The 13,003-nt window shown below is 44.3% G+C and carries 9 protein-coding genes; 6 read left to right on the plus strand and 3 right to left on the minus strand.

What is annotated here, in order from left to right; translation table 11 throughout:
- Window positions 1-112 precede the first annotated feature (112 nt).
- Window positions 113-1,801, plus strand: coding sequence for a SpoIIE family protein phosphatase (locus ACX6CI_RS18515; protein ID WP_458775142.1), 1,689 nt, complete (start codon window positions 113-115; stop codon window positions 1,799-1,801).
- Between the two features lie 572 nt (window positions 1,802-2,373).
- Here ACX6CI_RS18515 and ACX6CI_RS18520 read toward each other — a convergent pair.
- Both ACX6CI_RS18520 and ACX6CI_RS18525 read right to left on the minus strand, forming a co-directional pair.
- Complete coding sequence (locus ACX6CI_RS18520) at window positions 2,374-2,553, minus strand: hypothetical protein (protein WP_458775143.1); 180 nt, start codon at window positions 2,551-2,553, stop codon at window positions 2,374-2,376.
- A gap of 155 nt (window positions 2,554-2,708) precedes the next feature.
- Window positions 2,709-3,443, minus strand: a complete 735-nt coding sequence (locus ACX6CI_RS18525; RefSeq protein ID WP_458775144.1) for an SDR family NAD(P)-dependent oxidoreductase — start codon at window positions 3,441-3,443, stop codon at window positions 2,709-2,711.
- A gap of 268 nt (window positions 3,444-3,711) precedes the next feature.
- Here ACX6CI_RS18525 and ACX6CI_RS18530 point away from each other — a divergent pair, with 268 nt between their 5' ends.
- From ACX6CI_RS18530 to ACX6CI_RS18540, 3 genes are all read left to right on the plus strand, one after another.
- Window positions 3,712-5,496 (plus strand): sensor domain-containing diguanylate cyclase, encoded by a 1,785-nt coding sequence (locus ACX6CI_RS18530; protein ID WP_458775145.1) that lies wholly within the window; start codon window positions 3,712-3,714, stop codon window positions 5,494-5,496.
- A 569-nt stretch (window positions 5,497-6,065) separates the two neighbouring features.
- Window positions 6,066-7,058, plus strand: coding sequence for a TAXI family TRAP transporter solute-binding subunit (locus ACX6CI_RS18535; RefSeq protein WP_458775146.1), 993 nt, complete (start codon window positions 6,066-6,068; stop codon window positions 7,056-7,058).
- A 94-nt stretch (window positions 7,059-7,152) separates the two neighbouring features.
- Window positions 7,153-9,105 carry an ExeA family protein gene (locus tag ACX6CI_RS18540; RefSeq protein WP_458775147.1) on the plus strand — a complete coding sequence of 651 codons (1,953 nt, stop codon included), beginning with the start codon at window positions 7,153-7,155 and terminating at the stop codon, window positions 9,103-9,105.
- A 61-nt stretch (window positions 9,106-9,166) separates the two neighbouring features.
- Here the strand turns inward: ACX6CI_RS18540 and ACX6CI_RS18545 are convergent, their stop codons facing one another.
- Complete coding sequence (locus ACX6CI_RS18545; RefSeq protein ID WP_458775148.1) at window positions 9,167-10,321, minus strand: amidohydrolase; 1,155 nt, start codon at window positions 10,319-10,321, stop codon at window positions 9,167-9,169.
- A gap of 248 nt (window positions 10,322-10,569) precedes the next feature.
- Here ACX6CI_RS18545 and ACX6CI_RS18550 point away from each other — a divergent pair, with 248 nt between their 5' ends.
- Both ACX6CI_RS18550 and gltA read left to right on the plus strand, forming a co-directional pair.
- A complete protein-coding gene (locus tag ACX6CI_RS18550) occupies window positions 10,570-11,406 on the plus strand; it encodes a sulfide/dihydroorotate dehydrogenase-like FAD/NAD-binding protein (protein ID WP_458775149.1) in 837 nt (278 codons plus the stop codon).
- A gap of 47 nt (window positions 11,407-11,453) precedes the next feature.
- Window positions 11,454-12,866: an NADPH-dependent glutamate synthase gene (gene gltA / locus ACX6CI_RS18555; protein WP_458775150.1), complete on the plus strand. Its 1,413-nt coding sequence runs from the start codon at window positions 11,454-11,456 to the stop codon at window positions 12,864-12,866.
- The last annotated feature ends 137 nt before the right edge of the window (window positions 12,867-13,003 follow it).

Consider the following 13,003-nt stretch of genomic DNA (forward strand, 5'->3'; position numbering starts at 1 on the left):
GGTGAATAACTAGCTTGTTACAAATTCTTCATTCTCGTTACTTACCCTATAATAGTTGAACATACAGTTGGACATGATCGAATATAAACTGCGAATGTAATCTGGTGTAATAATGACAAACAGTACAAAAAGTAGAGAGCAGGAACTTTTAAATCAAATAGCAGATCTTCGCGATCAGCTCTCTGCGGCTGCAGGACTTCGTAGCGAGCTTATAGCTGCGGAAAACAAGCTCGCCGCACTTAAACAATCTATAGCACGTGACAAAGAAAACCTGACCAAGGAATGTGCCGAGCATACGAAAGTCCTTAAGGAATTACGTATGGCTGATCTCATAGTCGAACGCAGTCCCGTCATCCTCTTTCGAAGAGAAGCTGGTAATGAGAGCCCTCGCCTTGAATACATCAGCAAGAATCTCCAGCAATTTGGCTACTCACCCCAAGAATTTTTTGATGGAGGTATAGAATACAAAGATATTATTCATCCGGATGACATGGATCGGGTCAAAGAAGAAATTGTTAGTCATGCGGACAGTGATGTTGAAGAATACACCATGATCTATCGGTGTATTACACGATCGGGTGACATTCGCTGGGTAGAAGACCAAACCTCGGTGGTGCGTGATGAAGATGGAAACAAAACCCATAATCAAGGTGTACTCTTTGATATTACTGAAAGAAAACAGGCAGAAGATGCACTTCGGAAAAGTGAAGAAAAGTTCCGCAGAATAGTAGAAACAACTTCAGAAGGTTTTGTCTTAATGGATGAAGACCTTGCCGTTATTGATTTTAACCAGGCATACTGCAACCTGCTTGGTTACAGCCCGGAAGAAATCAGAGGAAAATCTCCATTTGATGTGGCAACAGAAGAATTCAAAAACTACATGCTCGCCAATCGTGAGTCTTTACTACAACAGGAATATAGGAAAATTGAGGGGTCGCTGGTTGCAAAAGACGGTCGACACATCCCTATTCTTATTCATGGCAACACATTAAGAGATGATCAAGGCAGAACAATTGGCAACATGGCCTTTATCACCGATATGACGGAACACAAAAAAGCCCTTATGCTGGCAGGAGAAGTCCAGAAAAGCCTACTACCCCAAGGGGAGCCAGCAGTTAAGGGCCTTGATATTGCCGGCAGAAATGTCTCCTGTGATGAAATTGGCGGGGACTATTATGACTTTATCTGGCGACAAGAATCGGGCAAAGGGCCTTTAGGTGTCGTTGTTGGTGATATCTCCGGCCATGGTGTTGACTCTGCACTGCTTATGACCACTGCCAGGGCTTTTCTACGAATGAGAGCCTCTCAACCCGGTACAAGTTCAGAAATAATCTCAGCCATGAATAGTCATCTGTCAAAGGATGTGCTTGAGACTGGACGCTTTATGACCCTCTTTTATCTTTCCCTCGACCCGGAAAGTAAATCAATTGAGTGGATACGGGCCGGCCATGATCCTGCACTGCTCTACGACCCCGCCTCAGATACTTTTGAAGAGCTCAAAGGCAGCGGTATTGCCCTTGGAGTCATGGATGAAGTTGAATATAAGATCAATAAAAGAGAAGGTCTTGTCCATGACCAGATCATTGCCGTCGGCACAGATGGTATCTGGGAGGCATTTAACCCCCAGGAAGAAATGTTTGGAAAAAAACGACTGCGTGAACTGATCAGAGCAAACGCCAGCCGTAGTGCCGGAGCCATTCTTAATACAGTCTATGACGAGCTGAAACACTTTACCGCCGGAAGGAAAAACGAGGACGATATTACTCTGGTTATTATTAAAGCCACCGGACTTTCTAATTAGTGCCTTACTCCTAAAAACCGGTCATAAAAATAGGTAGCGTAGACTCCGAGAAACTCAGGAATTGTTTTTGAAAACCTAAGTTAATCTTACCACCAAGGCACTTATGCCCTTGTGGGGTGTTAGTGCCTTACTCCTAAAAACCGGTCATAAAAATAAGAAACTCAGGAATTGTTTTTGAAAACCTAAGTTAATCTTACCACCAAGGCACTTATGCCCTTGTGGGGTGTTAGTGCCTTACTCCTGAAAACCGGTCATAAAAATAGGTAGCGTAGACTCCGAGAAACTCAGGAATTGTTTTTGAAAACCTAAGTTAATCTTACCACCAAGGCACTTATGCCCTTGTGGGGTGTTAGTGCCTTACTCCTGAAAACCTGTCATAAAAACAGGTAGCGTAGACTCCGGGTAGCGTAGACTCCGGGTAGCGTAGACACCGAGAAACTCAGGATCGATATTAAAAATCGTGAAGTTGATTGTTACCAACAAGGCATTTATCCCGGCTTTACTTCCCGTTTATCGGGGTTAGACATAAAACTCTGCAAGCGACGACAGGGTAAACACCTTGCCCTTTAGAGCTAGAGGATAGTCCCTTTTATTTTTTTCACCATCTCCTGGCCACAACATTGTAGAGGAACCGAGCATTGAATGGTTCCATCAGCCCCCCCGCATTTGCAGGTTTTATGCACTCTTAATTCCAAGCCACATTTTTCACAAACAAATATTTCACCTTCTTTCATTTCACCGCAGTTTGCCATTGCAATCTCCTTTTGATTGTTGAAATTGATGAGTAGTACAAACCTCAGAACAAATGTAACAAACTCTGTTTGCCAATGCACCAGTTGATCTTTCTAAATCCAGACTAGACATCTTTCATGAAAGGCTACGCTCAAAAACAATAGTACATGTTAATTCACCGAAGTTCCAGCTTTCGTACATCAGCATAATCACCGCTTTTAACTAGTGTCGGCAATTGCTTAATGACTACTGCTATATGCTCTGCAGCAAGATCCGGCTGGGGCATAATTTCTGAATTGCGAGCTGATTTGAGTTTTTCAAGAATTGAATAACTTTCATCCCCTTCAAGATTACATAAATAGTCTTGCATTGGTGAATCAACCAGACCGGGTGCTAGGGCACAGAAGTGGGTCTCCGAAATCTCTACCGCATAAAGCTTAATCATCATATTGAGTGCAGCCTTTGATATTCCGTAACCACCCCAGCCCTTGGCTCCACTGATGGATGCACCGGAGGAAATTGCAACAACCTGCGCAACTCCAATAGTTTCTGAAACCAGGAAATCGACAATAACCTTGTTTGACCAGACATTCACGTCCATAATCTCATGCAATGCTTCTAAGGTTGCATCAGCCATATCCCCAAACGTACCAATGATACCAGCGTTCAAAATCACAAGATCCAATTCTTCACAATCAACAAGGTCTCTTATACCTGTGGTAACAGATTGAAAATCTGAAAGATCCACATGTACAAATTTAAATTTTTCATGGCCCATAAGCTGTTCTGGCTTTCGTCTGCTCAAGCCATACACATGCCAGCCCTCTCTTAGATAAAGAGTGGCTAAAGCTTCGCCTAATCCAGAGCTCACTCCTGTTATTAATACGTTCCTTCGAGTGGAATGTGTCATAGTCACCTCTTGGGGTTATAGAAATGCTCAGTGCATAATCAGCAAACATCTACAGTTTTTTTCAGTCCTTCTTTGAAAAAGGTAATCCAGCTGTGCTAAAATGCGATAACAAATGAGCCTTTTGCAAATGGCTCAAATAAGAAGAGATACATAGAGCAAGGCTCTTAGAAAAGAATATTTACACTTCAGGAGAACTGTTATTCAAATAATATCTCATACAAAAAAGAAACATTCACACCTCTTTTTTCATCTCTTCATTCTCACTATTGTGCTCTGCTGCAAGACAACTTTCGCATTTGCATCAGTAACCTGCGTCAACCTCAATCCCGTTGATAACAGTTACCATCTCAAGGGGGCCATCAGGTTCATTGAGGATGAAACCACAGAACAAAACATCGATCAAATACTACATATTCCTGAAAAAGAGTGGGCTCTTGAACGCGACGCAGTTCCAAGTTTTGGATTTAGCAGTTCAGCTTACTGGTTAAACATACAAATCTGTGGCTCATTAGAACCCGGACCAGATACGATTCTTGAGATCGGCTACCCACTCTTGGATCAGATAGACTTGTATGTGGCCCATAATAAAACAATAACCCTTACCAGTACAACAGGGGACCAGATCCTCTTTAGCCAACGCCCCGTCAAACACCGTAACTTCATCTTTCACCTCCCGTCCACAGAACAGGATCAAGATATATATATCCGCGTTAAGTCCAAGAGTTCCGTTCAGATCCCCGTAAGAATTTACTCTTCTACAGGATTCTTTCAAAGCAATCAGGCAAGTCTCATCTTTCAGGGCCACTATTTTGGGATAATTCTGGCGATGATCCTCTACAACACTTTTCTCTTTTTCTCCCTAAGGGAATGGTCGTATCTCTTATATGTCTTCTTTACTTTTAGTTACTTCTTTTTTCAGGGGGTTTTACAGGGTTTTTTTCAGCAATATGCCTTGGATTCAGTGTGGTGGCAGGAACACGCTTTACTGCTTTTTGGTTTTCTAACAATTGTTTTTGCCAATTTGTTTGCAACTTCCTTTCTCAATCTCAGAAAAACAAGCCCGTATCTACAAAAGATATTGCATACTATGGCACTTATTGCTGTGATTGCAGGGTCTTTTGCTCCCTTTTTGCCATACGGACCAATGGTTAAGCTGATGCTTCTCCTTGCAATCCCCAGTGCGATCCTGATCATGTCTGCAGGCCTCCGTCTCTGGTGGTCAGGTCATTTAGCTGCACGGATTTTTACCCTTGCCTGGTTTACACTTCTAGCCTCCTTTGTTTTGGCATCTCTTAGTAAATTTGGACTACTTCCACGCGTATTCTGGACTGAAAACATTATGCAATTAGGTGGTGTTCTTGAGGTAATTTTATTGTCAATCGCTCTTGGAGAAAGAATCAACGAAGAAAAACGACAACGAATCCTTGCCGAACAAAACCTATCCAGCTCTCTTGAAAGAATGGTCAAGGATCGAACACTTGAGTTAAACAAAACCCTAAAACAACTTGAGACCGCCAATGAAGCCCTGGATAAAATAGCACTTACAGATGGGCTCACCCAGATCTCGAATCGTCGGGCATTTGATATTTGCTTAGAACGGGAATTTAATGATGCCAAGAGAAACGACTCCCCCCTTGCACTCATCATGATCGACATTGACCACTTCAAGAATTTCAACGACACCTATGGCCATCAGTCTGGTGATGAAGTTATTAAAAATGTCGCACAAATATTGAAATCCCTTGCGACCAGACCTCGAGACATGGCCTTTCGTTATGGTGGAGAAGAATTTGCGGTTATACTGAGTGTTACAGATACAAAAGGAGCAATGACTGTTGCAGAAAAGATCCGGAGCAAAATTGAGACAACCCAGATGCACTTCAACGATACACCATGTACTGTTACGATCAGTGCCGGTATTAGCATCGTAAACAGTAAAGTATCTTATGTTCCGGTTAAAGATATGGAGGAATTTATTCGTATGGCTGACACAGAACTCTATCACGCCAAAAGCAATGGTAGAAATCGGGTCTCCGTGGCAAAAGCATCATAAGACTAACTGTAGGGTATCAAAAGTCCTAGAAACTGCTAATGGCCAGTAATGCCGCATCACCGCCCACTATCGACAGTTTCAGATGAGTGTACAGGTATTACTCTACCAACTCAATCATACGACCCATCAACAAAACCTCTTTTCCTGTTGCTCCTTTCATACAAAAATACTGATTTTTCCCTTTCCTACCTGTGCATAGTCCGCGCTATGGCAGTAGCTACTGCCGCAGATTTTGTCAGGATATCTGTCATCCTCTCGTCCGGTTCAAAGGGCTGCCCCTTTTAGTGCCCAAGGTACTACTATTTACCGTATCCGTATTTCCAGGCCAAAAAGCTCCTATTAAATGTTACAGAGATACTATAATCACTGCTATAGTCAGTACTTCACCAGGTGTTCTACACACCTGAGTCATATCGTCCCTTACGACTATAAGCTATGAAAAATACCCGAAAAAAATTTGAAAATGAATCGTATTACAGTTAGGATTAGTTTACCCAACGAAAATCACTCCATACACTTCTCTTAGTTCTTTTCAGGAGGCAAAATCTTAGAATTGCAGGAGCCTTAAAATGACACAACCGATTCGTATTCTATTTTTCATCCTTCTCTTCACATTGAGTTCATCAATTGCTGCCCAGTCGCAAAGCACACCCTCTATTCCTATGGGGATCATGACCGGTGGACTTCAAGGTACATACTACCAGTTTGGTCTCAATCTCAAGGCTCTAACACAAGACAAAGGTGTCAACCTATCGGTCATTAACTCTAACGGCTCTGTCTCTAATGTATACGCTGTCTATAAGCGCCCTGGAACCCAATTGGGAATAGTTCAGTCGGATGTTCTTGCCTTTGTTGCAAAGGTTCAAACCGATCCCGTACTCAAGAGTATTGCCAAAAAAATCAGGATGGTCTTTCCCCTCTATAACGAAGAAGTTCACCTTGTCGGTCATAAAGGGATAACCTCGTTTGATGATCTTAAGGGAAAGAATGTTGCCATTGGTAAAGAAGGCAGTGGAACATACCTCACATCGAAATTACTCTTTAAGGTCTCAGGTATTACACCCGCCAATATGGTCACAGTTGGATCAGGTGATGCATTGAGTCAGCTTAAGGCAGGGGAAGTAGATGCAATGTTTTATGTAGCAGGATATCCAGTTAAACTTTTTAGCGAACAGATCAGCGACACCGACAATTTGCATGTTATTCCCATTGAAAATAAGGCCATTGTCGATTTTTATCCAGAAAGTAAAATTCCGGGTGCAACCTATCCATGGCAGACTGAACCAGTGAACTCTGTTGCGGTCAAATCAGTACTGATTTCCTATAACTTTCGTAACACCCAATGCAGAAATGTCGGTCGTTTTGCGGCACTTATAAACAACAACCTCGATTGGCTCAAAGCAAACGGCCACCCAAAGTGGAACTCAGTTGATCTGGACTATCCTCTAAAAGGGTGGGAACAATACGATTGTGTCAAGAAACATTTGCATCAGACTGAAATTCAACCAAATATTATAAAAGAAGAGAATCCAATTCTGGATGCAATTAAAGAAATGTTATAAACTATATGTTGTAGCTTGCAAACACGCCGGATCATTAGACGAATACACCAGCCAGTAGGTCGGATCAGCTTGAAAAGTTTAGAGGAGACAGGGGATGGAGTATCTTTCCTACTATACATTAAATAAAAAACCGTTTCAGATAAGCACTGATCCGAAATTTCTCTGGCTGGGAAATAAGCATCAACAGGCCTTGTCGATCCTTAAATATGGAATTGAAGATGACAAGGGTTTCCTTCTGTTAACAGGGGATGTGGGAACCGGGAAAACCACATTGATCAATGCCTTTGTTAACAGCCTTGAAGATGATATCATTGTTGCCCGGGTTTCAGACCCGGGACTCACTAAACTCGATTTCATAAATTTCGTTGCCCAAAAGTTCCAGATGGGTGCTCATTTTGAATCAAAGAGTGACTTTTTAATCCAGTTCACAGCATTATTGGAACAAGCTGACAAAGATCAGAAGAAAGTTCTCCTCATTATCGATGAAGCACAGCATTTAACTGATGAAGTTCTGGAAGAAATTCGACTCCTTTCTAACATTGAGAACCAGGACAAAAAATTACTCAATATATTTTTAGTCGGCCAGAATGAATTTAATGCCAGCCTAGAAAAGTACGAAAACAGGGCTCTACGGCAACGTATAACTCTAAACTACACTCTCTTTCCTCTAGAACCTGAAGAAACAAAGACATGTATTGAATACCGACTTGGGATAGCCGGCTGCCAAAAAGAACTTTTTACCCCGGAAGCAATTACTGCAGTACATACTCTTTCAGAAGGTTTTCCTCGTGTAATCAATATCATCTGTGACCATGCCCTGTTCTATGGATGTCAAAATCAACTGGACAAGATTACAGATGAAACGATTTGGAAATCCTCTGCGCACCTTCGATTTTCCCACATTCCCCAGACTTTTCAGGAGCCTGATTTTACTGAGTCAACTGATGAAGACTGGCTGGAAGCATCAGAAGTTCCCCCCTTATCCGTTGAAGAAATATACAAGGCATCACAACCACTACCGGACCCTGAACCTGAGCTTGAACTAGCAGTAGAGCCAAAAAGAAAGAGCAGAAAATATAGGGTGGCTGTTCCTATATTCATCATCGCCTTTCTCATGTCTGGTTTCCTGGTCCTTGATGAAAACAAAGTTGAGTCGATCAGCCAATACATTGAAAAATTATATAAAGAAACCATTGCCTCTTCTGGTAACGGGAAAGCCACTGGCCAGGCTACAGGTGTGATACCTCAGGAAAACAGACATCTCAACGCACAGGCAGAACCCCAGGATGGGGGTAATTCCACCGAGGTTGCCAAAGCTCCAGAAAGAGAAAAGCCAAACAATATTGCCAAAGAGCAGCCACAAATCACTCCCCTGGAACCTGCAGTACCTCTTGCAAAAGAGGTTCCCGAGGTTAAGGACCAGAGCTCTACGACAACAGAGCAAAAGGTCATTTTTTCTACAGCAGTAGAAAGTACAGAACCCGAGATCGGTGAAGTGCCTCCAACTCAACCTGAAACTATCGTAACAGCCCCAGAGAGTAATGGAACAGAAAATAATGGATTAGAAAATCGTACTGATGAGTCGAAGGATCAAGTTGCTCCATCCTCCACCAAGGTGGATCAGCAGTCTCAGTCAGTGGTCACTGATACACCTGCCCGAGATGAAAACGTAGTACTCCCCGAAATAGTAGAAAAAGTCCAAACACCTACCGTTGCACTGACTCCTCAACCAGCGGAACCGGTTTCAAAACCATCCCAACCAGCAACCACGGAACTAACTTCCCCCCCTGATTCTCCAGTTGTTAGTGACGAAACACCAACAACCACAGGCCCAGAGCAGCAAACGGTTGAACAAGCAGTGACACCCGAAATTATAGAAGATCTGCCAGAACAACCTTCCATTCTTACCACTGAAACAGCAGCTCCAAAAGCCCAGTTATCCCCAGTCCCTGATAAACCTGAGTCCGCTCCTGCCCGGGAAAAACCTGCTCCCGCTGAAGATCCAGGTGCTGTTATTGACTGGTTGCTTGAGTCAAATAACAATTGAGCAAAACATCGGAAGAAAAGCTATCACGCAGCCAGTAAAATATCGAAACATCTATAGAGCTTTACGGTAGCGGGGCTCCAGCAACAAGAGACATTGCCCGAACCAGTGGATCAATAAGGTTATCGTTAAAGTCATAGGTGGTATTATGACATGGAATGGAGTGTCGTCCACCGTCTCCAGCCCCCACCAGGGCAAATGCCCCAGGTACTTTTTCAAGATAGTAACTGAAATCTTCAGAAGCCATGAGAGGTACCGCAGTCTCATGGCATTCAAAATCTTCACCGAATACCTGAACCAGACTCTTGCTCAACAGAGCGGCCTCCTCCCTTGTGTTAATCACCGCCGGATAGCGCTGTTTAAAGTTAACCCTTGCCTCGACTCCATAGCCTTGAGCCACCGAGCTTGCAACCTCCTGCATAATCTCGCCGATTCTTGCCAGACCCTTAATAGAAGCCATGCGAACAGTACCATTCAACGTTGCTCGGTTGGGAATCACTGTTTCACCACTTTTACCATCAAAGGAAGTTACACTAACCACCGCTGCATCCTGAGGTGGTAGTCTGCGGCTGACAATCTGCTGCAGGGCCAGGGTAATTGCTGCAGCACCAAGTACCGGATCCTGGCATATATCGGGTTGACTGGCATGGCCGCCCCGCCCCTCAACCTCAATGGTAAAACTTGCGTTCCCGCACATGACAACACCCTCTTTACAAACAGCCTTGCCATATGCAATTGCCGGCCAGTTGTGCCAGCCAAAGATTTTATCCACTCCCTCTAAAGCGCCACCAGCTATCATTTCCCTGGCCCCATATCCGCCTTCTTCAGCAGGTTGAAAAATAAGGGTAACAGGCCCGGGTAGCTGGCCCTCATGTTTTTTTAACCAACAAGCAGTAGCCAGCATCACCGCCATATGACCATCGTGGCCGCAACCATGCATTCGATGATTTTCCGTGGATTTGTAAACAAACTCATTTGCCTCATCCATCAAAAGACCATCCATGTCGGCTCGTAGTGCAATATGAGGTCCTGTTGCATTCTGTGCCAAATGAGCTGTTAAACCTGTCTTGCTACACGGTTTCCATACTATTTTATAAGCATCCAAGGCCTGTATAAGAAACGCCAACGTCTTATTTTCCTCCCAGCACAGCTCGGGAATCTTATGTAATTCTCTACGATTAACTAATCCTTCTTCAATTATTTCCTTCCACTGCATCATCTCGCTCCTGAGACTATTTAACTCATATTTCTAAAACGCACCCTACCAGCAAAAGCACAACCCGCACAGATCACCCGTTCATTTTCACCATTAATACAGAAAGATACCTCACAACCTTTTAGCGTATCTCAACAATAGATGTTGATTAATAGGCCGCTTTATGATTATTTAACTGTGGAAATCTACCCCAATCACAGATTCTTTTTTTGCTTGTAAAATTCAATGGTTTTTTACACCCGGAGGGAAAAATGTTTAAGATTGTGAGACGAGAAGAGATGGCAGAAGGAACTGTTATTCTCAATGAAATCGAAGCTCCCCTAATTGCCAAAAAAGCTCTGCCCGGCCAGTTTGTCATCCTTAAAGCTAATGAAAATGGAGAGAGAATCCCTCTCACCATGGCGGAAACTGATCCGTCCAAAGGCACCATTACTATAATATATATGGTCGTTGGAAAATCCACTGCTTTATTTAAGGACCTCGCAGTTGGCGATGGCTACCAGGATGTCATCGGCCCGCTTGGCAAGCCTACCCACCTTGAAAAACTCGGAAAAGTCGTCTGTGTTGGCGGCGGAACTGGGGTTGCTGTTCTCCACCCGATCACCCGCGGCTTAAAAGATGTGGGCAACGACGTGACTTGCATCATCGGCGCCAGAAACAAGGGCTTGCTCATGATGGAAGATCAGATGAGAAAAGCATCCCACGATCTAAAACTATGTAGTGACGATGGCTCCATAGGACACCACGGTTTTGTAACGGACGTTTTAAAAGATGTTCTTGAAAAAGAAGATATTAAACTTGTTGTAGCCATCGGCCCCGTCCCCATGATGAAGGCAGTCTCCAACCTGACCAAAGAATTCAACGTGGAAACCATGGTAAGTCTTAATCCAATTATGGTTGATGGCACCGGCATGTGTGGTGGTTGTCGGGTAACCATCGGTGGAGAAACAAAATTTGCCTGTGTTGACGGCCCTGAGTTTGATGGCCATAAAGTTGACTATGACGAATTAATATTGCGGCTCAGAGCCTATGCGGCTGATGAAAAAAAATGCCACAGTGACTACTGCACTATTCGCGACGCTCAATAATCGTTTATAACATATTACTGTGAAGTTAAATGTCTACGGAGGACATTATGGCGGAGACAGCTACAAAAGACAAGAAGGCCGGCAGAGTTGCAATGCCGGAACAAGAAGCTAAAGTACGTGCGCGCAATTTTCTCGAAGTGCCCACCGGTTACACCGTTAAAATGGCTCAGGAAGAGGCCGCACGTTGTCTGCAGTGTAAAAAACCAGCCTGCGTAGCGGGCTGCCCGGTTGGCGTTGACATCCCCGGATTTATAGAGTTGATCACTGAAGGTGATTTTACCGGGGCTGCAAGAAATCTTTGGAGTAAAAACGCTCTTCCAGCGGTATGTGGCAGAGTATGCCCTCAAGAAATTCAGTGTGAAGGAAAATGTATTGTTGGTCGTAAAGGTGAGCCTGTCGCCATCGGAAACCTTGAACGCTTCGTGGCCGATTACGAGCGGGACCATGGCACCGGAGAACTTCCTCCACGGGCTGAGCTCACCGGTAAAAAAGTTGCCGTTGTTGGTTCAGGTCCTTCAGGCCTGACTGTCGCCGGAGATCTTGTCGCCAAAGGCCATGACGTCACCATTTTTGAGGCCTTCCATAAGCCTGGTGGTGTTCTGGTGTACGGCATTCCCGAATTCCGGCTACCAAAAGAAATCGTGGCCCAGGAAGTTAATTTCCTCGAACGACAAGGCGCTAAACTGGAATGCAATGCAGTGGTCGGTCGCACTGTTTCTCTGGACGAGCTCTTTGAACAGGGCTTTGATGCTATTTACATAGGTGTTGGAGCAGGGCTACCACGCTTCATGAATATTCCCGGGGAAAACTATGTAGGCATTCTTTCAGCTAACGAATACCTCACCCGTGCCAACCTCATGAAAGCCTATGAGTATCCGAAGGTTGACACTCCGATCCCTATTGGCAAGAACGTGGTCGTTCTTGGCGCGGGCAATGTTGCAATGGATTCGGCCCGAACCGCCATGCGGCTCGGTGCTGAAAGCGTTAAGATTGTCTATCGACGCTCCAAAGAAGAAATGCCGGCCCGTACTGCTGAGATCCATCACGCCGAGGAAGAAGGTATTGAGCTCTTTCTTCTCACAAACCCAACCCAGTATCTTGGGGATGAAGATGGCCGGTTAATTGGCATGGAATGCCTCAAGATGGAACTCGGTGAACCCGATGATTCAGGACGAAGACGACCTGTCGCAATAGAGGGCTCTGAATTCGAGCTTGCCTGCGATCTCTGTATCGTTGCTGTTGGGTCTGGCGCCAACCCTCTACTCACCAGTGAGACCCCTGATATGGAGCTCAACAGGTGGGGTAACGTTGTTACTGAAGCCGCCACTGGCAAAACCACTAAAAAAGGTGTCTGGGCCGGTGGGGATATCGTTACTGGAGCTGCTACCGTTATTCTTGCAATGGGAGCAGGAAGAGAAGCAGCAGACTCTATCGACGATTACCTGAAGTTAGGATGGTAACGTAACACTCAGTTATCTTTTGATTTACCACCCCTCAATTTTTCTATACGAATTGAGGGGTGTTTTTTTCTGTTACTTTTTGACCCATTTCTTACCCAACTAACCCCCCGTTCCACCTCGTACATTCACTGTTATTT

The sequence above is a fragment of the Desulforhopalus glucosivorans genome, from assembly GCF_054397165.1.